Source organism: Streptacidiphilus sp. P02-A3a, from assembly GCF_014084105.1.
Taxonomy (GTDB): domain Bacteria; phylum Actinomycetota; class Actinomycetes; order Streptomycetales; family Streptomycetaceae; genus Streptacidiphilus.
Map to the genome: position 1 here is coordinate 2,205,522 of NZ_CP048289.1, position 19,801 is coordinate 2,225,322.

The window sequence follows — 19,801 nt, forward strand, 5'->3', positions numbered from 1 at the left end:
GGCGGGCCGCACGCCGCGCCCGGACGGACGCCGCGCGCGGAGGGGCCGGGTTCGACGGAAGGGTACGCGCCAGATGAGCGACGGGGCGAACGCGCGGGCAGGTCACGACCGCGCGCTGCGGCGGATGCTGCCGCGCAGCCGGGCGGAGTCGCACCGCGCCTCCACCCCGCTGGAGCTGTTCTTCGACCTGTGCTTCGTGGTCGCCGTCGCCCAGGGCGGGAGCCAGCTGGCGCACGCCCTCGCCGCCGGGCACCTGGCCAAGGGCCTGACCGGCTACGCCGTCGTCTTCTTCGCGGTGTGGTGGGCCTGGATGAACTTCTCCTGGTTCGCCTCCGCCTACGACACCGACGACGTCGCCTACCGGCTGGCCACCCTGGTACAGATCACCGGCGCGCTGATCCTGGCGGCCGGGGTGCCCCGGCTGTTCGACGGACAGCTGGTGGTCGGCGTGGTCGGCTACCTGGTGATGCGCCTCGCCATGGTCGCCCAGTGGCTGCGGGCCGCGGGCAGCGCCACCGGCCCGCAGCGCACGGTGGCGCTGCGCTACGCCCGGGGCATCGCCCTGGTCCAGGCCTGCTGGGTGGTGCTGCTGTTCCTGCCGCACGTGCTGCGCGTTCCGCTGTTCCTGCTGCTGTGGCTGGCCGAACTGCTGGTCCCGTTGCTCGCCGAGCGGGACCAGCAGACCTCCTGGCACCCCGAGCACATCGCCGAGCGCTACGGCCTGTTCACCCTGATCGTGCTGGGCGAGTCGGTCTCGGCGGCGACCATCGCGGTGCAGTCGGCGCTGGACGAGCACGACGCCTTCGTCGAACTGCTGCCGATCGCCGTCGGCGGGCTGCTGATCTGCTTCTCCGCCTGGTGGATCTACTTCGCCCGGCCGGTGCACGGCTACCTGGAGTCCAACCGGCAGGCCTTCGCCTGGGGCTACGGGCACTACCTGGTGCTGGCCTCGGCGGCGGCGGTGGGCGCGGGCCTGGAGGTCGCGGTCGAGCACGCGGTGGGCCAGGCCCACATCTCCGGCCGGGCCGCGGCGGCGGTGGTGACCGTGCCGACGGCGGTCTACCTGTTCACGGTCTGGGCGCTGCACGCCCGGCACGGCAAGCGCGGCCTCGGCCAGCTGCTGCTCCCGGCGGCCGCGGCGGCGGTGCTGCTCTGCACCCTGATCGGCGGCGCGGCGGCGGTGCTGGCGGCCGGACTGGTCTGCACGGGCACCGTCGGCCTGGGGCTGCTGCTCCAGTACGGCGGCCGCGGGCACGCCCCCGATCCGGCGGGCTGACCGCGCCGGTGTGCTACTTCTGTACCCGTGCCCGCACCACGAACCCCTCCGAACCAGCCGTCCAGGCCGCCGCACACCCCCGGCGTCCGCCTGGACGAGACCGACCGCCGGGTGCTCGAACTGCTCGGACGCGACGGCCGGGCCTCCTACGCGGAGATCGGGCTGCTGGTGAACCTCTCGGCGACCGCCGTCAAGCGCCGGGTGGACCGGCTGCGCGAGCGCGGGGTGGTCCGCGGCTTCACCGTGGTGCTCGACCCGGAGCTGCTGGGCTGGGGCACCGAGGCCTTCGTCGAGATCTACTGCCGCGAGCGGACCTCGCCGGAGGAGATCCTGTCCTCGCTGCGGCAGTTCCCCGAGGTGGTCGCCGCCTGGACGGTCACCGGCGACCCGGACGCGCTGGTGCACCTGCGGGCGGCCGACACCCGGCACCTGGAGAGCGTGATCGAGCGGATCCGCAAGGAGCGCGGGGTGCAGCGCAGCCGTAGCTCGGTGGTGCTCAGCCAGCTCATCGGCGGCTGACCGGCCCGGCCGCCGGGGGGTGCCGCGGCCGTCCGGGCGAATGCTGCGCGGGCGCCCGGGATCGCGCAGGAAAGCTGCGTCCGGGGCAACGTTCCGACATGCCGGGAGCACGGCCCGCTGCCTAGGGTTGATCACATCACCGCCGCCCCACCCGAGCGAGGACCCTCCCGTGACCCAGCGCATGCACCGGTACGACGCCGAGATGGTCGACCTGGTCTTCGACTACATGCGGGAGCGGCTCCAGTACGACCCGGTGCCGCTGGACCACCCCGGCGACGGCGACCGGCTCGGCCGGGCGCTGGAGGGGCTGCTGAACGCCCGAGGAAACGATCCTGCGGACGTGCTCAAGCTGTACGACCACGAGCTGTCGCGCGCCGTGATTTCAGCTGACAGTCCCCGTTATCTGTCATTCATTCCCTGTGCGCCCACCAAGGCCGCACTGCTGTTCGACATGGTGGTCTCCTGCGCCTCGCTCCAGGGCATCTCCTGGCTGGAGGCGGCCGGGGCCATCGCCGCCGAGAACCAGGTGCTGCGGCTGCTCGCCGACCGCGCCGGACTGCCGGAGACGGCCGGCGGCTGCTTCGTCTCCGGCGGCTCGGCGGGGAACCTGTCCGCGCTGGTGGTCGCCCGCGACACCGCCCGGCACCGGCTCGGCCTGGCCCCCGGCGCGCGGATGCGGATCGCGGTCAGCGACCAGACCCACTCCTCGGTGACCAACACCCTCAACATCATCGGCGTGGAGAAGCTGGTCGTCCCGACCGCGAACCACCGGCTGACCGGCGAGGCGCTGCGGGCCGCGCTGGCGGCCGACGACAGCGAGGTCCCGGTCATCGGCGTGGTCGGCACCGCCGGTACCACCAACGCCGGGATCATCGACGACCTGGCCGGGATCGCCGAGGTCGCCCGCGAGCGCGAGCTGTGGTTCCACGTGGACGGCGCCTACGGCGGCGCGGGCCTGTTCGCCCCCTCCGTCCGCGACCGCTACGCCGGGATCGAGCACGCCGACAGCTTCGTGGTGGACCCGCACAAGTGGCTGTTCGCGCCCTTCGACTGCGCCGCGCTGATCTACCGCAAGCCCTGGCTGGCCAAGGGCGTGCACACCCAGGACGCCTCCTACCTCGACGTGCTGCACACCGGCGACGACGAGGAGTGGAACCCCACCGACTACGCCTACCACCTCACCCGCCGCGCCCGGGGCCTGCCGCTGTGGTTCTCGCTGGCGGTCCACGGCACCGACGCCTACACCGAGGCCGTCGAGGCGGGCCTCACCCTGGCCCGGGAGACCGCCGCGCTGATCCGCGCCGAGTACCCGGAGCTGGAGCTGGTGCTCGACCCGGTGCTGTCCGCCGTGGTCTTCCGCCGCCGGGGCTGGACCGCCGAGGAGTACTACGCCTGGTCCCAGCGGCTGCTCGCCGAGCAGACCGGTTTCGTCACCCCCACCGGCTGGGAGGGCGAGGTCGTCGCCCGCTTCGCCTTCCTGCACCCGGGCACCACCATGGACATGGTCCGCGAGATCCTGGACACCACGCGCTGACCGGCGCCCGGTCGGCGGCGGCGCTACAGGTACCCGCCGGAGGGCAGGTACGGCGCCGGGGGGCGCATGCCGCGCAGCGCGAGGTAGCCGCGGGTGCGCACGGCCAGACCCGCCGCCAGGCAGACCTCCACCGCCCAGTCCTGCTCGGCGGTGGCGTTGGAGACGGTGGCCGCGGTGCCCACCGGGATCCGCAGCAGCGCCTCGGTCAGCAGCCGGGCGGCCAGCCGCCGGGAGGTGGCGGCCAGCAGCACGATCCGGCCCTCGCGCCGGTAGCAGTAGCCGCTGCCCGCCAGGGTGTCCACAACCAGCAGCTCGTCGCCGCCGCGCAGCAGCTGCTCGTGGTCGCTGCCGTGGGCGCCGCCGCGTACCCGCCGGTCCACCGAGTCCAGCAGCGGCTGGTGCGAGGCGGCGCCGAGGTGCACCGGGATGCCGTCGGCGGCGGGCAGCGCGGCCCGGTCCACCTGGCCGGCGAACACCATCGTCGGATGCAGCTGGAAACCGGCCGCGTGGTAGCGCCGGGCCGCGCGCGGGTCGGGTGAGGCGACGATGATGCCGCGCAGGCAGCCCCGGCCGTAGGCGACGGCGTGGTCCAGCAGCAGCCTGCCGATGCCCCTGCCCTGGGCGGCGGGCAGCACGGCGAACAGCGACAGCCCCCACAGCCCCTCCCGCCGCAGCGCCAGCGCCGTGCCGACCGGTTCGCCGCCGTCCTCGGCGATCCAGCAGCCGCCGGGATCGGTCGCCGCCAGGTACCTGTTCTTGGCCTCGGCGGCGGCGATCCGGGCCGGGGTCCACGGCGCCGCCACGCCCCCCAGGGACTCCTCCATGGCCGCGAAGGCGGCGGCCGAGATCTCCCGCACGGCGCGGGCGTCGGACGCCGAGTCGCGGACCGGTCGAAGCAGCATGGCCCCAAGTCTGGCCGCCCGGCGGGGGCGTTGCCACAGGTTTCGCCCAGTGCCCGGGGCGAGAGCCCGTGGTCGTCGCGGACGGCGTGTGCGAGCATGGAGGCGAAGGGACCTTCCCCGGAATACTCCGGGGGCGCGGCGGGTTTGCCGCTGGTAGCAGTAAGTCGTCACAACCCGGGAGTACACAGATGACCGTCCAGGACGAGACCAACGTCGAGAGCGGGATCCTCCTCAGCGGTGCCGCCGCCGACAAGGTCCGCAGCCTGCTGGAGCAGGAGGGCCGGGACGACCTGGCGCTGCGGGTCGCGGTGCAGCCCGGTGGCTGCTCCGGCCTGCGCTACCAGCTGTTCTTCGACGAGCGTTCGCTCGACGGCGACGTGCGCAAGGACTTCGGTGGCGTGAGCGTCGTCACCGACCGGATGAGCGCCCCCTACCTCGGCGGCGCCACCATCGACTTCGTCGACACCATCGAGAAGCAGGGCTTCACCATCGACAACCCGAACGCCACCGGCTCCTGCGCCTGCGGCGACTCGTTCAGCTGAGCCCCGCCCTTCCGGGCCCCCGCCACCGCCTGATCCCAGGCCGGGCGGGGGCCCGAGGCGTTCCCGGCCACCGAGCGGGCCGCCGGTCGGGCCGCCGACCGGGTCTCAGCCGCCGATCTTGGTCGGGCCGGGGGAGTAGTACTTGGTGCCGGTGGGCGCGTCCAGCTGCGGCAGGTTCTGGCCGGTGCCGCTGTCGACCACCCGGCGGCCGTCCAGCGGTGCGCCCAGGTCGGTGCTCAGCTGCTGCTGGCGCACCAGCATCGGGCAGGCCGTGCCCGACTTCTCGGGCTGGGTGACCACGACGGAGACCAGCACCTCCCCGGGGGTGGACTGGTCCGCCCGCAGGCCGTACTTGTCGCAGATGCCCGCGTAGAAGTACACCGTCAGCTCGTCGCCGTCGCTGCTGTAGCCGGTGCCCTTGACGGCCTGCCCGCCCGGCGTCGGGGTCGCCGTGGCGGAGCCGCCGGACGCCCCCGAGGGCGAGCCGGTGGCCGACGGCGAGGGCACCCGGATGATCGGCCCGCCCGGTTGGATGCTGGGGCTGCCGCTGCTGCTCGGCGTCGTGTTCGCGCCGGCGGAGGTGCTGGACGGTTTGGCCGACGCCGTGGTCGAGGCGCAGGCCGCCGCCCCGCCCACGGTCAGCGCCGCCACGGCGGCCAGCGTGACCAGGCGCCCGGTGGTCGTCCGGTGCCGCTTCGGCAGGTGCTTCGGCTGCTGCTTCGGCGCGTCGAAGTCGATCTCCACAGTTTCGCCTCCTGGTGCTGTCCCTGGTTGAACGAGGATGGGACGTGGAGGTTGCGGATTCGGTTCCGCCCGGCCGCCGGAGGCGGTCAGCCCTCGCGGTCCAGCCACGCCCCGAGCAGCGCGGCCGAGTCGGCGGTCACCCGGAAGCCGGGCTCCCGTCGGGGCTCGCGGGCCCCGGCCCCGGCCTGCGGCGCGGCGGCGGGCTGGGCGACCGCGCTCGGCCAGAAGCGGCCCATCCGCCGCCCGTCCGCGACCAGTGCCGCGAGCGTGTCCGGACCGGCGTCGCCGCGCAGGTGGGACGGGATGTGCCGGGGGGTGTTCCTGGGCATCATGCGTGTGCTCCGATGCTGGGGTGGCAGGGTGGTGCACCCTGCTTCCGACCCTAGATCCGGACGTCCGACTGTTCCAGTCCTACCTCTGGGTAACTGGCCGGGGGCACTGTGGTGACCGGCCTCGGACAGCCGGTACCGTGGGTCGGTCCGCTGTCTGCCCATCGTCTGGGAGCACTTTCGTGCGCATCGCTGTCACAGGTTCGATCGCCACCGACCACCTCATGACTTTTCCCGGCCGTTTCACCGAGCAGCTGGTCGCCGAGCAGTTGCACACCGTGTCGCTGTCCTTCCTGGTCGACACGCTGGACGTCCGGCGTGGCGGGGTCGGTCCCAACATCTGCTTCGGCATGGGCGTGCTCGGTCTCTCGCCGGTGCTGGTCGGCGCGGCCGGGACGGACTTCGCCGAGTACCGCTCGTGGCTGGACCGGCACCGGGTGGACACCGAGTCGGTGCTGATCTCGGAGACCCGGCACACCGCCCGCTTCGTCTGCACCACCGACGCCGAGCACAACCAGATCGCCTCCTTCTACACCGGGGCGATGAGCGAGGCCCGCAACATCGAGCTGCGTCCGGTCGCCGAGCGGGTCGGCGGCCTGGACCTGGTGCTGATCAGCGCGGACGACCCGGAGGCGATGCTCCGGCACACCGAGGAGTGCCGTGAGCGCGGCTACCCCTTCGCCGCCGACCCATCGCAGCAGCTGGCCCGGCTGGAGGGCGAGGACATCCGCACGCTGGTCGACGGCGCCGCCTACCTGTTCTCCAACGAGTACGAGCGGGCGCTGATCGAGACCAAGACCGGCTGGTCCGACGAGGAGGTGCTGAACCGGGTCGGCGTCCGGATCACCACCCTCGGCGCCAAGGGCGCCCGGATCGACCGCAAGGGCGAGCAGCCGGTGTTCGTCGGCTGCGCCGCCGAGACCGCCAAGGTCGACCCGACCGGGGTCGGCGACGCCTTCCGCGCGGGCTTCCTGGCGGGCCTCACCTGGGGCCTGGAGCTGGAGCGGGCCGCGCAGCTCGGCTCGATGCTGGCGACCCTGGTCATCGAGACCCTGGGCACCCAGGAGTACGAGCTGCGCGGCGGCCACTTCCTGGAGCGCTTCGCCGAGGCCTTCGGGGCCGAGGCCGCCGCCGAGATCGAGCCGCACCTGGCCGACGTCGCCGCCTGAGCCGCCCCGCCCACCAGGCCCTAGCTCAACCGGCGGACCAGGTACGCCGTCCCGCCGTCGGAGCCGTAGCGCTCCGACGGCTGCTCGCCCTGGTACCGCTGGCCGCGCATCTCGCACCAGGCCGGGATGTCCAGCCGGGCGGCCTCGTCGTCGGAGAGCACCGCGACCAGGCCGCCCACCGGCACCTCGGCGAAGTGCTTCGCCAGCTCGATCACCGGGATCGGGCAGCGCCGCCCCAGCGTGTCCAGCACCAGTGGGCCCCGGTCCGCCGCCGGGGCGGCCGGGGCGGCCGGTTCCAGCTGCGCCCGGACCGCCGCCACCGCCCCCGGCAGCACCTCCAGGAACCGCTCCAGGTCGGCGTCGGCGCAGTCGTCCGGCAGCGAGACCCGGACGTTGCCCTCGGTCAGCGCGCCCATCGCGGCCAGCACGTGGCTCGGCGTCAGCGTGCTGGAGGTGCAGGAGGAGCCGGAGGAGACCGCGAAGCCCGCCCGGTCCAGCTCGCCCAGCAGCGCCTCGCCGTCCACGTACAGGCAGGAGAAGGTCAGCAGGTGCGGCAGCCGCCGCAGCGGATCCCCGAGCACCGCCAGATCCGGCACCAGCGCCGGGAGTTCGGCGCGCAGCCGGTCGATCCTGGCGTGCTGCACCGGGTTCAGCCGCGCCGCCTGCTGCCGGACCGCCCGCAGGGACACCGCCGCCGCGATCGCCCCCGGGACGTTGACGAAGCCCGGCACCCGCCCGGACTCCCGGTCGTCGGCGGGCAGCGGCGAGCGGTAGCGGACGCCCTTGCGCACCGCCAGTACGCCCACCCCGGCCGGTCCGCCCCACTTGTGCGCCGAGGCGGTCAGCAGCGACCAGCCCTCCGGCGGCGGCAGCCGCCCGGCCGACTGCGCGGCGTCCACCAGCAGCGGCACCCCCGCCGCCGCGCACCGCTCGGCCACCTCGGCCACCGGCTGGACCGTCCCCACCTCGTGGTTGGCCGACTGCAACGCGGCCAGCGCGGTGCCCGGCAGCAGCTCGGCGGCGAAGCGCTCCGGGTCGACCCGGCCGAGGGCGTCCACCGGGACGCCGTGGGCACTGCCGCCGGCCGCCTCGTGCTGCTCCGCCGCATGGAGGACGGACGAGTGTTCTACGGCCGAATGTACGAAGCGGCGTCCTTTCCGGTGATTCCCGGCGAGTGCGCCCAGCACCGCGAGCTGGTTGGCCTGGGTGCCGGAGGCGGTGAACACCACCTCGTCCGGCCGGGCGCCGAGTTCGGCGGCCACGGTCTCCCGGGCCGCGTCCAGCAGCATCCGGGCCCGGCGCGCGTCCCGGTACAGCCGGGCCGGGTCGGCCCAGCCCTCGTCGAGCGCGGACAGCAGCGCCTGCCGGGCGAGCGGATGGAGCGGCGCGGTCGAGGCGGCGTCGAAGTACGGCACCTTCCCACGTTACCCACCGGGGGTCTGGCGGCGCGTCAGGGGGCACCTCGGCCAGTGATCGTTTGGGTGACTTATGGTGTGTCAGTCGAACCGCTTCCACAGGCTGCCCAACTGACCGGTAGCCGTCGTTCAGTAACCCATCTGACCAGCGATTCCACCCGTCCGGGGGCCATCCGGGGGCGGCTTCGGCGCGTTAGCCGGACCTGCCCGCGAAGCTCCGATACGCCTGGAGTAGGGTTTGGCCCGCATAAACATCCAAACCCTGCCCGCAGACCGGGCCATCGGGCCCCACAGTCCCGCTGGCGCGTGAGCGGGCGAGACTTCGGGAAGGCGCTACGTGAGTCCCAACGGCTCCGACCGCTCGCCGCGGCGCTCGATGCGGCGGAAGCTGCTTTCAGCGCTGACGCTGGGCCTCGTCCTTGCCACCGCCACCGGCTGCTCATCCTCGCAACTGCCTCGGCTCGGCCTGCCCACTCCGCGCGACCAGCAGGGCAAGACCGTCCTCTTCCTCTGGCAGAGCTCGTGGATCGCGGCGCTGGCCGTCGGTGCCCTTGTCTGGGGTCTGATCCTGTGGAGCGTGATCTTCCACCGGCGCAGCCGCACCAAGGTCGAGGTACCGCCGCAGTTCCGCTACAACATGCCGCTTGAAGCGCTGTTCACCATCGTCCCGCTGATCATGGTGTCGGTGTTCTTCTTCTACACCGCGCGCGACGAGTCGAACCTGCTGAAGATCGACAAGCCGCAGCATGTGATCAACGTGGTCGGCTTCCAGTGGAGCTGGGCGTTCAACTACGAGCACTCGGTCAATCCGCAGGAGCAGTCGAGCACGGCCACCGACAACGGCCCCGGCGCCTACGACATCGGCTCCCCGGGGCAGCTGCCGACGCTCTGGCTGCCGCAGGGTCAGTCGGTCGAGTTCGAGCTGACCTCGCGCGACGTTATCCACGGCTTCTGGCCGGTCGACTTCCTCATGAAGATGGACGTCATCCCCGGTGTCGTGAACAAGTTCGAGGTGACACCCACCCAGCTGGGCACCTTCGCCGGCAAGTGCACCGAGCTCTGCGGTGTCGACCACTCGCAGATGCTCTTCAACGTCAAGGTCGTCACCCCGGCGCAGTACGAAGCCCACATCGCAGCCCTGCGTGCGTTGGGCCAGAGCGGCGCGGTGCCCTCGGGTATCACGACCACGGGAGTGAACAACGCGAAATGACGATCCTCAACGAACCCCAGGGCCTCAGCGGTGGTACCGCTGCGGTGGGCCGGAAGCCCGCGCTAGAGCGCAGGTCCGGCACCCAGATCATCAAGTGGATGACCACCACTGACCACAAGACGATCGGCACCCTCTATCTGGTGACGTCGTTCGCGTTCTTCCTGATCGGTGGTGTGCTCGCGCTCACCATGCGCGCCCAGCTCGCGCAGCCCAACGGCCAGGTCCTGACGAACGAGCAGTTCAACCAGGCGTTCACGATGCACGGCACGATCATGCTGCTGATGTTCGCCACCCCGCTCTTCGCCGGGTTCACGAACTGGATCATGCCGCTGCAGATCGGCGCGCCCGACGTGGCGTTCCCCCGGCTGAACATGTTCGCGTACTGGCTGTACCTGTTCGGTTCGCTGATCGCTGTGGGCGGCTTCCTCACCCCGCAGGGTGCGGCCGACTTCGGCTGGTTCGCCTACTCCCCGCTGTCGGACGCGGTCCGCTCGCCGGGCGTCGGTGCCGACATGTGGATCATGGGTCTGGCGCTGTCCGGCTTCGGTACGATCCTCGGCTCGGTGAACTTCATCACCACCATCCTGTGCATGCGCGCCCCCGGCATGACCATGTTCCGGATGCCGATCTTCGTCTGGAACGTGCTGCTGACCGCCGTTCTGGTGCTCCTCGCCTTCCCGGTGCTCGCGGCCGCGCTGCTGGCACTGGAAGCGGACAGAAAGTTCGGGGCGCACGTCTTCGACCCGGCGAACGGTGGCGCCATCCTCTGGCAACACCTCTTCTGGTTCTTCGGACACCCAGAGGTGTACATCATCGCCCTGCCGTTCTTCGGCATCATCTCCGAAGTCGTGCCGGTCTTCTCGCGCAAGCCGATGTTCGGCTACCAGAGCCTGATCGCGGCGACCATCGCCATCGCCGGTCTGTCCGTGACCGTGTGGGCCCACCACATGTACGTCACCGGCGCGGTCCTGCTGCCGTTCTTCTCCTTCATGACGTTCCTGATCGCGGTTCCGACCGGCGTCAAGTTCTTCAACTGGATCGGCACCATGTGGCGGGGCTCGCTGAGCTTCGAGACCCCGATGCTGTGGACCGTCGGCTTCCTGGTGACCTTCGTCTTCGGTGGTCTGACCGGCGTGCTGCTGGCCTCCCCGCCGATCGACTTCCACGTCTCGGACTCCTACTTCGTGGTGGCGCACTTCCACTACGTGGTGTTCGGCACCGTCGTGTTCGCGATGTTCGCCGGCTTCCACTTCTGGTGGCCGAAGATGACCGGCAAGATGCTCGACGAGCGTCTCGGCAAGGTCACCTTCTGGACGCTGTTCATCGGCTTCCACACCACCTTCCTGGTGCAGCACTGGCTGGGCGCCGAGGGCATGCCGCGTCGTTACGCGACCTACCTGCCCAGCGACGGCTTCACCACCCTGAACACCATCTCCACCATCGGCTCCTTCCTGCTCGGCCTGTCAATCCTGCCGTTCCTCTACAACGTCTGGAAGACCGCCAAGTACGGCAAGAAGGTCGAGGTGGACGACCCGTGGGGCTACGGCCGTTCGCTGGAGTGGGCGACCTCCTGCCCGCCGCCGCGGCACAACTTCCTCACCCTCCCGCGCATCCGCTCCGAGTCCCCGGCGTTCGACCTGCACCACCCGGAGATCGCGGCGCAGGACTACCTGGAGAACCACGGCGAGGTGCCCCCGCACCTGCTCGCCGCGCTCGAAGCCAAGTCGGCTGCTGAGGAGACGGAGGCGGGTGACCGATGAGGGAACAAGGCAAGATCTTCGCCGGCTTCGCCGTCTTCGTCCTGGGCATCGCCATCTGGTACGGCCTGTGGTCGCACGACCCGACCGGCACCACCTGCTTGTTCCTGGCCTTCGGCCTGGGTTCGTTCATCGCCTTCTACCTGCTGTTCACCGCCAAGCGGGTGGACACCGGAGCCGGTGACAACCCCAAGGCCGAGGTCTCCGACGACGCCGGTGTGATGGGCTTCTTCAGCCCGCACAGCTGGCAGCCGCTGTCCCTCGGCATCGGTGGCGCCATGGCCTTCATGGGCGTCATCTTCGGCTGGTGGCTGCTCTACTTCTCCGTCCCGATCGTGCTGATCGCCCTCTTCGGATGGGTCTTCGAGTACTACCGGGGCGAGAACCAGACGCAGTGACGCGGTACTGAGCACGACCGGCAGGGGCCGGGCACCGTTCCACACGGTGCCCGGCCCCTGTGGCGTTCCCAGGTCCGACTGCCCCGCTCGTTCGCTCGTTCGGGTGGCACAGGCTGTGTGCTATGTCCGATAAATTCTAGAATGTGACAGTGCATCGAGAACCGGCGCGGCATCTGGAAGGGACCACAGCATGAGGGCACGTACTGGCGTCGCGGTCGCGGTGCTGCTCGCCCCACTGGCTCTGTGCGGCTGTGGCGCGGGCTCGACCCGGCTGACCAGCCTGGACACCGCCAAACTGGTCAGTGTCAGCCCGCAGGTGGGCACCAAGGGCACGGTGGATCCGCAGGCCCCGGTCGTGGTCAGCGCGGTGCACGGCAAGCTCACCGACGTCACCGTCAGCACCGCCGACGGACGGCTGCTCCCGGGCAGCATCTCCGCCGACGACCGCAGCTGGCACTCCACCGGCGAGCTCGCCCCGGGCCAGCACTACACCGTCCGGGTGAGCGCCGACAACGGCGACGGCGGGCGCGGCACCACCGAGCGCCAGTTCGCCACCGCCGCCGCGGGACGGCTGCTCACCGCCGAGCTGACCCCCGGCGACCACGCCGTCTACGGCGTCGGCGAGCCGGTCGCGGTGGCCCTGAGCCAGCCGGTGCACGACCCCGCCGCCCGGCGGCTGGTGGAGGCCGGGCTGACCGTGGACTCCACCCCCAGCGTGCGCGGGGCCTGGTACTGGGTGGACGACAAGACCCTGCACTTCCGGCCCGAGGACTACTGGCCCACCCACGCCTCGGTCACCGTCGCCTACGACCTCAGCGGGCGCCACATCCAGGGGGACCTCTACGGCGGCGCGGCCGGCCGGATCGCCTTCAGCACCGGCGACAAGCTGCTGGCGCTGACCGACGCGGACAGCGACTACATGACGGTCTACCGCAACGGGCAGGAGATCAACAGCATCCCGGTGACCACCGGCAAACCCGGCTTCGACACCCGCAACGGCATCAAGGTGGTGCTGGAGCAGGAGCCCGAGGTGCTGATGGACTCCAGCACCATCGGGATCGCCCCGGGCAGCTCCAACTCGTTCCACCTGCACGTCCGCTGGGACACCCGGGTGACCTGGAGCGGCGAGTACGTGCACGCCGCGCCCTGGTCGGTGGGCTCGCAGGGGGTGGCCAACGTCAGCCACGGCTGCACCGGGATGAGCACCGCCAACGCCGAGTGGTTCTACGACACCTTCCGCCGGGGCGACCTGGTCCGGGTGGTCAACAGCCGCGGCCACGACATGGAGCCCTTCGGCAACGGCTTCGGCGACTGGAACCTCTCCTGGAGCGCCTGGCAGCAGGGGAGCGCGCTGCACCGGGTGGTGCGGACCGCCCCGGTGCCCACCAGCGGCGGCGCCACCCAGGCCGGGCTGATCCGCCCGCACAGCTGACCCGGAGCCCGGTGGCGGGCAACCAGCGGCCCCCGGACCCTCAGCTGGTCGTGGCTCCGGCTGTTCCGCCGCCGGACGCGGCGGCGGGTTCGGCGTGGGCGGCCGGATCGGGCTGCTGCCGGTAGGCCTGGGCGACGGTGGCCCGGTCGAACACCCGCCAGGTCGCGGCGGAGACCAGGAGCGCGACCACGAAGCCCACCCAGTACGGCGCGGTCAGCCCGAACCGGGCCGCCACCACCCCGCCCAGCAGCGCGCCCACGCAGTTGCCGCCGGCCGCGATGAACAGGTTGGTGCTGCCCACCCGGCCCAACAGGTGCGGTGGCGTCAGCCGCTGCCGCAGCGAACCGGCGACGATGCTCCACAGCGAGCCGTGCACGCCGAAGGCGAACAGCGCGAACCCGATCAGGTACGCGCTGTGGGAGGCCGCCAGGGCCAGGTGCAGCCCCGCCTCGACCAGCAGCCCGACCCGGATCGTCCAGGTCGCGGTGACCCTGCTGATCAGCCGGTCGCCCACCACCGAGCCGAGCACCCCGCCGACCGCCATGCTGGTGAACAGCAGGCCGTAGCCCACCGAGCCGAGGTGCAGCCGCTCCCTGGCGACCAGCACCAGGACGGCGGTGGCCGCCGTCAGCGTCACGTTCAGCAGCCCGATCAGCACCGCCATGGTGCGCAGCAGCCGCTGCCGGACCAGCCAGCGGAAGCCCTCGGATATCTCCGCGCGCACCGAGCGCCGCTCCCGGACGGCCGCCGCTGAGCCCGGCCGCGGGGCGGCCCGGTAGACGCCAGTGACCAGGCCGATCAGGATCGCGCTGACCGCGTAGGTGCCCGCGTTGACGAAGTACGGGATGCTCGCCGCCACCACGAACAGGAAGCCGCCGAGCGGCCCGGCGACCATCTGCTGCATCAGCGTGGTGCCGCCGATCAGCCAGCCGTTGGCGCGTTCCAGCCGGGCCCGGGGCACTACCGCCGGGACCATCGCCTGGCTGGCCGAACGGAAGACGATCTCACCGGTGTTGATCGCGAAGAGCACCAGGTAGAGCAGCGTGGTGGTGGCCCGGCCGGTCAGCACGGCCACCGCCAGTACGCCCATGGCGACCACCCGGACCCAGTCCACGGTGAGCATCAGCCGCCGCCGGTCCACCCGGTCCACCAGCACCCCGCCGGGCAGTGCGAACAGCAGCCAGGGCAGCCAGGCCACCGCGGCGGCGCCGGAGACCAGCAGCGGGTCGCTGGTGCGGGAGGCGATCAGCAGCGGGGTGGCGATCGTGGCCAGCCCGCTGCCCAGGGCCGAGGTGGTGCTCGCCGCCCACAGTCGGGCGAAGCGTCCGCCCAGCCCGGCTGTCCCGCCGCTGTCCACCGCCGCCGTGCCCGTGCTCTCGTCGTCCATGGCGGAAACCTAGCAACACCACTGGCAGGGGTGGCAATTGTTCGCCGAGGGCTGCGCGACGGCGGCGGAAAGGCCGCAGGGCCCGTCCGGATCGGACGGGCCCTGCGGCGTGTGGCGTGTGGCGTGGGGGTCAGTGGTGGCCGTGGCCCGCCGTGACCTCCTGGTGCTCTTCGACGGTCGGCTTGGGGATCTGGGCGGCCTCGCCGAAGTAGCCCTGGGACAGCTTCGCCCGGACCTTGGAGAGGGCCTTCACCTTGCGCTTGACGCCGTTCTCGTCCACCTCGGCCGGGAGCTCGACCGGGAGGTACTGCTCGTGCGCGGTGAGCCGGAAGCGCTCCTCCGGCGGCAGCTGCTCGTGCACCTCGATGAACTCACCGTGCGGCAGGCGCTTGATGGTGCCGGTCTCGCGACCGTGCAGCAGCTTGTCGCGGTCCGCGCGCTGAAGGCCGAGGCACCAGCGCTTGGTCACCGTGAAGGCGATGACCGGGCCGACGAAGAAGAGGATCCGGCAGGTCCAGGTGATCGTGTCGATCGACAGGTGGAAGTGCGTGGCGAACAGGTCGTTGCCACCCGCGACCAGCAGGATCAGGTACTCGGCGATCCAGGCCACACCGAAGGCGGTGCGGATCGGGGCGTTGCGCGGGCGGTCCAGGATGTGGTGCTCGCGCTTGTCGCCGGTGACCCAGCCCTCCAGGAAGGGGTAGGCCGCGATGACCATCATCACGCCGCCGAAGACCATCAGCGGGATGAAGACGCCCAACTCCAGGGTGTGGCCCCAGAGGTGGATCTCCCAGCCCGGCATGATCCGGATCAGGCCCTCGGAGAAGCCCATGTACCAGTCCGGCTGGGCGTCGGTGGACACCTGGTCGGGGCGGTACGGACCGTACGCCCAGATCGGGTTGACCGAGACGATCGCCGAGACGAAGGCGATGACGCCGAACACCAGGAAGAAGAAGCCACCGGCCTTGGCCATGTAGACCGGCATCAGCGGCATGCCGACGACGTTCTTCTCGGTCCGGCCGGGGCCCGCGAACTGGGTGTGCTTGTGGTAGAAGACCAGGATCAGGTGGGCCACCAGCAGGCCCAGCATGATGCCCGGGATCAGCAGCACGTGGATGGTGAAGAAGCGCGGGATGATGTCGTTGCCCGGGAACTCGCCGCCGTACAGGAAGAACGACAGGTAGGTGCCCACGATCGGCATCGACAGGATCGCGCCCTCCATGAAGCGGATACCCGTACCGGACAGCAGGTCGTCCGGGAGGGAGTAGCCCATGAAGCCGTCGAACATGCCGAGGAACAGCAGCAGGAACCCGAAGAGCCAGTTGATCTCACGGGGCTTGCGGAACGCGCCGGTGAAGAACACGCGCATCATGTGGACCAGCATGGCCGCCACGAAGACGATGGCCGCCCAGTGGTGGATCTGCCGGATCAGCAGGCCGCCGCGCACCTGGAAGCTGATGTTCAGCGTCGACTCGTACGCCTGCGACATCGAGATGCCGTCCAGCGGCGTGTACGGGCCGTGGTAGACGACGTCGGCCATGCTGGGCTGGAAGAACAGCGTCAGGTAGACGCCGGTCAGGATGATGATGATGAAGCTGTAGAGGCAGATCTCACCGAGCATGAAGGACCAGTGGTCCGGGAAGATCTTGCGCAGGTTGGACTTGGCCAGGCCGTAGATGCCCAGTCGGCCGTCGGCCCAGTCCGCTGCCTTCTCGCCGAGGTGGGCCTGTTCGACCCCGGACTCGCTGTGGCCGGTCAGATCCTCGTGGCCGTCGGCGGCCGGTGTGTGGATGCTCATGCGCTGCGCTCCCAGAAGCCGGGTCCGACGGGCTTGCTGAAGTCGCCCAGGGCTTCGAGGTAGCCGTCGGCGTTGACCGAGATCCGAAGCTGCGGCAGGGGGTGCCCGGCCGGGCCGAAGATCACACGACCGCCGTCGGAGAGGTCGAAGGTCGACTGGTGGCACGGGCAGAGGACGTGGTGCGTCTGCTGCTCGTAGAGGCTGATCGGGCAGCCGACGTGGGTGCAGATCTTCGAGAAGGCCAGCACGCCCTCGTAGCCCCAGGACGCCGACTTCGCGTCCTTGATGTCGGAGGGCTGCATCCGGACGATCATCAGCGCGGCCTTGGCGATGACCTCCTGGAACGTCGGGTCGACGTCCGGGTTGTCCGGGTTGAGGCCGGGCGGCATCGCGAAGGTCAGCGAGCCGACCTGGATGTCCGAGGGCTTCAGCGGGGTGTTCGTGTTCATGTTCATGAGCAGCTTGCCGGCCGCCCAGTCGGTGGTGTCGAGATCCTTCTGCGGCAGCGGCCCGAGGTCGCGGAACAGGATGATCGCCGACAACGGGACCATCGCCATGGCGCCGATCATCGTGTTGCGGATCAGCTTGCGGCGGCCGAAGCCGCTCTCGGCCGCACCCTGGCGGAAGTCGGCGAAGACCTGCGCGCGGACCTCGGGGGTCGACTCGATCGGGTGCCGCTCGGCGATGTGCTCCTCGTCCGACATCAGCGTGCGGGCCCAGTGGACCGCGCCCGCGCCGATGGCGAACAGGGAGACGCCGAGGGTGGTGCCGAGCGCGAAGTTCAGCGCGCTGACGTGACCGATCGGGAAGATGAAGATGACGCCCGTGGTGCCGTCGCCGTTCGACGGCTTGATGCCGACGTACGAGGCGATGAAGCCGATCGTCGCCAGCATCGACAGCACGAACCAGGTAGCGACCTGGCGCTCGGCCCGACGGGCGGCGCGCTCGTCGATGTCGGTGCGGCGGTGCTCGTGGGGCGGCAGCCCCGGGTCGGCGAAGGGGTCGTCGTGCACGGCGACTGCTCCGCCGTGGGGCCCAGTGGCCTCCGGCAGGTGTTCTTCAGACATGTTGTCCTGGCTCGTCATGACTTCTTGGCCTTGGGGGTGCGGGCGGCGATCCAGATGGCGATGCCGATCAGGGCGCCCAGCGCGAAGATCCAGCCGAAGAGGCCCTCGGTCACCGGACCGAGGGAGCCCAGGGTGAGACCCCCGTAGTTGGGGTTCTTCGCCTGGTCCGTCGTGTGTTGGACGAAGGCGATGATGTCCTGCTTCTGCTGCTGGGGCATGGTGCTGTCCGGGAAGGACGGCATGTTCTGCGGCCCGGTCAGCATGGCCTCGTAGATGTGCTTGGCGCTCACGCCCTGCAGCGGGGGCGCGTACTTGCCCTCGGAGAGCGCGCCGCCGGAGCCCGCGAAGTTGTGGCACTGCGCGCAGTTGGTGCGGAACAGCTCCCCGCCCGAGGCGACGTTCCCCGGGGCGTACTGGCTCGACGTGGGGACGGAGGGACCGGGGCCGAGGGTGGCCACGTAGGCCGCGAGCTGGTCGATCTCCGCCTGGCTGTAGATCACCTTCTTGGAGGGGATCTGCGGGCCGGGCTGCTGGGCCGGCATCCGGCCGGTGCCGACCTGGAAGTCGACGGCGGCACTACCGACGCCCACCAGGGTCGGGCCGTCCTTGGTGCCTTGGCCGCTGAGACCGTGGCAGCTGGAGCAGCCGACCTGGAACAGCTTCTTGCCCTGTTCGATGGCCAGGGACTGGCTGGTGTCGGCCTGCGCACTGCTGGTCGGCGCGAACGCGGCGTACAGCCCCCCGGTGGTCGCCAGCGCAAAGAGTAGGACGACGAGCGCTGCCAGCGGGTGGCGCCGTCGTGCGGAGAGCTTTTTCACGGATTAACCCCGGTGTGAGGATCAGGAGCGTCTGGAGTCTGGTTGACCGTCAGGTCGGTCTGTGGGGACCGCCCGGCGGTTGGCCGAGGGGACGGTCCGACCCTGTCTACTTGATCAGATAGATGGTCGCGAAGAGGCCGATCCAGACCACGTCGACGAAGTGCCAGTAGTAGGACACGACGATCGCCGCAGTGGCCTGCTCGTGCGTGAACCGCTTGGCGGCGTACGTACGCGCGAGGACCAGCAGGAAGGCGATCAGACCGCCCGTCACGTGCATGCCGTGGAAGCCGGTGGTCAGGTAGAACACCGAGCCGAAGGGGGAGGAGGACAGGGAGATCCCGTGCGATTTGACCAGGTCTGTGTACTCGTAGATCTGACCGCCGATGAACACCGCGCCCATGATGAAGGTCGTGATGAACCAGGCCCGGAGCTTCTTCACGTCGCCGCGCTCGGCAGCGAAGACACCCATCTGGCAGGTGAACGAGGAGAGCACCAGGACCGTGGTGTTCACCGAAGCGAAGGGCACGTCCAGAACATGGTTCTGGGAGTGCCAGTAGGCCGTCCCGGTAACGGAACGGAGAGTGAAGTACATCGCGAAGAGGGCCGCGAAGAACATCAGCTCGGATGCCAGCCAGACGATGGTTCCGACGCTGGTGAGGTTCGGCCGGCTGACCGATCCGTGTGCGTGCCCGGTTTCTACTGCAGTTGCTGTCGCCACGACCGACATTATGTCGGTCCCTTATTCCGCCCTCACCTCGGGGGGTGTACCTCGGTGTGTCCGCCTTGTGACGTACCCTCCGGTGGACCGGCGACCAGGCAGGTAGCCCGAACGGCGGGGGGTGCGGGCCGCTTCGGGCCTTGCCGCGACAGGCCGGTGGGTCGCCCGAAATGGTGAACCCCGGGCAGCCGGACGGCTGAGGACCGGGGCTGAGCGGTCCGGCGTGCTGTTGGGGCGTCAGATAGCGGAGTAGCATCCGGCCAGACGCCGAAGTGGTCCCGATCACACCCCAGGGGGATGCGGACGATGGCACTGAACGTTCTTGTCTACAGCGACGACCGCAACACCCGCGAGCAGGTCAGGCTCGCGCTCGGCCGCCGCCCCGCCGCCGACCTGGACGAACTGCGGTACCTGGAGTGCGCCACGTCGCCCGCGGTGGTCAAGGCCCTGGACGCGCACGCCAAGGGCACCCGCCGGCTCGACCTGCTGGTGCTGGACGGCGAGGCCACCCCGGTCGGCGGGATGGGCCTGTGCCGCCAGCTCAAGGACGAGATCTACGGCTGCCCGCCGGTGCTGGTGCTGATCGGCCGCCCGCAGGACTCCTGGCTCGCGGTCTGGAGCCGCGCGGACGCCGCCATCGCCGCCCCGGTCGACCCGGCCGCGCTGGCCGAGACCGCGAGCGCGCTGCTGCGTACCGATCACCGGCATCTCGTCGGCTGAGATCCCGGTATCACCGGGCACCCCAGTCGCTAGGCTTGGCCTCTCCCCATATATGCGAGACGAGTG

General features: G+C 70.8%; 19 protein-coding genes. 10 read left to right on the forward strand and 9 right to left on the reverse strand.

Annotated features, from left to right (window positions below):
- Positions 1–73: 73 nt before the first annotated feature.
- The 3 genes from GXP74_RS09885 (at position 74) to GXP74_RS09895 (ending at position 3,329) form a co-directional block, all read left to right on the forward strand.
- Positions 74–1,276 carry a low temperature requirement protein A gene (locus GXP74_RS09885; protein ID WP_225447830.1) on the forward strand — a complete coding sequence of 401 codons (1,203 nt, stop codon included), beginning with the start codon at positions 74–76 and terminating at the stop codon, positions 1,274–1,276.
- Positions 1,277–1,366: 90 nt separating this feature from the next.
- Positions 1,367–1,795 (forward strand): Lrp/AsnC family transcriptional regulator, encoded by a 429-nt coding sequence (locus GXP74_RS09890; RefSeq protein WP_182456336.1) that lies wholly within the window; start codon positions 1,367–1,369, stop codon positions 1,793–1,795.
- 169 nt (positions 1,796–1,964) lie between these two features.
- A complete protein-coding gene (locus tag GXP74_RS09895; protein ID WP_225447831.1) occupies positions 1,965–3,329 on the forward strand; it encodes an aminotransferase class I/II-fold pyridoxal phosphate-dependent enzyme in 1,365 nt (454 codons plus the stop codon).
- Between the two features lie 23 nt (positions 3,330–3,352).
- On the opposite strand, the gene GXP74_RS09900 is transcribed toward GXP74_RS09895, so the two are convergent.
- A complete protein-coding gene (locus GXP74_RS09900) occupies positions 3,353–4,270 on the reverse strand; it encodes a GNAT family N-acetyltransferase (RefSeq protein WP_225448588.1) in 918 nt (305 codons plus the stop codon).
- A gap of 149 nt (positions 4,271–4,419) precedes the next feature.
- On the opposite strand from GXP74_RS09900, the gene GXP74_RS09905 reads away from it, so the two are divergent.
- Positions 4,420–4,773, forward strand: a complete 354-nt coding sequence (locus tag GXP74_RS09905) for an iron-sulfur cluster assembly accessory protein (RefSeq protein WP_182451118.1) — start codon at positions 4,420–4,422, stop codon at positions 4,771–4,773.
- 105 nt (positions 4,774–4,878) lie between these two features.
- Here GXP74_RS09905 and GXP74_RS09910 read toward each other — a convergent pair whose 3' ends face one another.
- Positions 4,879–5,517, reverse strand: a complete 639-nt coding sequence (locus GXP74_RS09910) for a hypothetical protein (RefSeq protein WP_182451119.1) — start codon at positions 5,515–5,517, stop codon at positions 4,879–4,881.
- 86 nt (positions 5,518–5,603) lie between these two features.
- Entirely contained in the window at positions 5,604–5,849 is a 246-nt protein-coding gene (locus GXP74_RS09915) for a hypothetical protein (RefSeq protein ID WP_225447832.1), read from the reverse strand.
- 179 nt (positions 5,850–6,028) lie between these two features.
- Here GXP74_RS09915 and GXP74_RS09920 point away from each other — a divergent pair, with 179 nt between their 5' ends.
- A complete protein-coding gene (locus GXP74_RS09920; RefSeq protein ID WP_182451121.1) occupies positions 6,029–7,015 on the forward strand; it encodes a carbohydrate kinase family protein in 987 nt (328 codons plus the stop codon).
- Between the two features lie 20 nt (positions 7,016–7,035).
- On the opposite strand, the gene GXP74_RS09925 is transcribed toward GXP74_RS09920, so the two are convergent.
- Positions 7,036–8,430: a cysteine desulfurase/sulfurtransferase TusA family protein gene (locus GXP74_RS09925; RefSeq protein ID WP_182451122.1), complete on the reverse strand. Its 1,395-nt coding sequence runs from the start codon at positions 8,428–8,430 to the stop codon at positions 7,036–7,038.
- 337 nt (positions 8,431–8,767) lie between these two features.
- Here GXP74_RS09925 and GXP74_RS09930 point away from each other — a divergent pair, with 337 nt between their 5' ends.
- The 4 genes from GXP74_RS09930 to GXP74_RS09945 all read left to right on the forward strand — a co-directional run bounded on the left by GXP74_RS09930 (position 8,768) and on the right by GXP74_RS09945 (position 13,227).
- Positions 8,768–9,640 carry a cytochrome c oxidase subunit II gene (locus GXP74_RS09930; RefSeq protein ID WP_182451123.1) on the forward strand — a complete coding sequence of 291 codons (873 nt, stop codon included), beginning with the start codon at positions 8,768–8,770 and terminating at the stop codon, positions 9,638–9,640.
- Positions 9,637–11,400 carry a cytochrome c oxidase subunit I gene (ctaD, locus tag GXP74_RS09935; RefSeq protein WP_182451124.1) on the forward strand — a complete coding sequence of 588 codons (1,764 nt, stop codon included), beginning with the start codon at positions 9,637–9,639 and terminating at the stop codon, positions 11,398–11,400. The genes GXP74_RS09930 and ctaD overlap by 4 nt, the downstream gene beginning before the upstream one ends.
- Complete coding sequence (locus GXP74_RS09940) at positions 11,397–11,795, forward strand: cytochrome c oxidase subunit 4 (RefSeq protein WP_182451125.1); 399 nt, start codon at positions 11,397–11,399, stop codon at positions 11,793–11,795. The genes ctaD and GXP74_RS09940 overlap by 4 nt, the downstream gene beginning before the upstream one ends.
- Before the next feature lie 190 nt (positions 11,796–11,985).
- The gene (locus GXP74_RS09945; RefSeq protein ID WP_182451126.1) at positions 11,986–13,227 is read left to right on the forward strand and encodes an Ig-like domain-containing protein; all 1,242 of its coding nucleotides are present in this window, start codon (positions 11,986–11,988) and stop codon (positions 13,225–13,227) included.
- A gap of 40 nt (positions 13,228–13,267) precedes the next feature.
- Here GXP74_RS09945 and GXP74_RS09950 read toward each other — a convergent pair whose 3' ends face one another.
- The 5 genes from GXP74_RS09950 to GXP74_RS09970 form a co-directional block, all read right to left on the reverse strand.
- Positions 13,268–14,614, reverse strand: coding sequence for an MFS transporter (locus GXP74_RS09950; RefSeq protein WP_182451127.1), 1,347 nt, complete (start codon positions 14,612–14,614; stop codon positions 13,268–13,270).
- Positions 14,615–14,744: 130 nt separating this feature from the next.
- Positions 14,745–16,412: a cytochrome bc complex cytochrome b subunit gene (locus GXP74_RS09955; RefSeq protein ID WP_182451128.1), complete on the reverse strand. Its 1,668-nt coding sequence runs from the start codon at positions 16,410–16,412 to the stop codon at positions 14,745–14,747.
- On the reverse strand, positions 16,409–17,497 hold the full coding sequence (locus GXP74_RS09960; RefSeq protein ID WP_182451129.1) for a ubiquinol-cytochrome c reductase iron-sulfur subunit: 1,089 nt from the start codon (positions 17,495–17,497) through the stop codon (positions 16,409–16,411). Before GXP74_RS09960 ends, GXP74_RS09955 begins: the two co-directional genes overlap by 4 nt.
- On the reverse strand, positions 17,494–18,297 hold the full coding sequence (locus GXP74_RS09965) for a c-type cytochrome (protein WP_182451130.1): 804 nt from the start codon (positions 18,295–18,297) through the stop codon (positions 17,494–17,496). The genes GXP74_RS09960 and GXP74_RS09965 overlap by 4 nt, the downstream gene beginning before the upstream one ends.
- A 106-nt stretch (positions 18,298–18,403) precedes the next feature.
- Positions 18,404–19,024: a heme-copper oxidase subunit III gene (locus GXP74_RS09970; RefSeq protein ID WP_182451131.1), complete on the reverse strand. Its 621-nt coding sequence runs from the start codon at positions 19,022–19,024 to the stop codon at positions 18,404–18,406.
- 288 nt (positions 19,025–19,312) lie between these two features.
- Here GXP74_RS09970 and GXP74_RS09975 point away from each other — a divergent pair, with 288 nt between their 5' ends.
- Positions 19,313–19,735 carry a response regulator transcription factor gene (locus tag GXP74_RS09975; RefSeq protein WP_182451132.1) on the forward strand — a complete coding sequence of 141 codons (423 nt, stop codon included), beginning with the start codon at positions 19,313–19,315 and terminating at the stop codon, positions 19,733–19,735.
- Positions 19,736–19,801 lie beyond the last annotated feature (66 nt).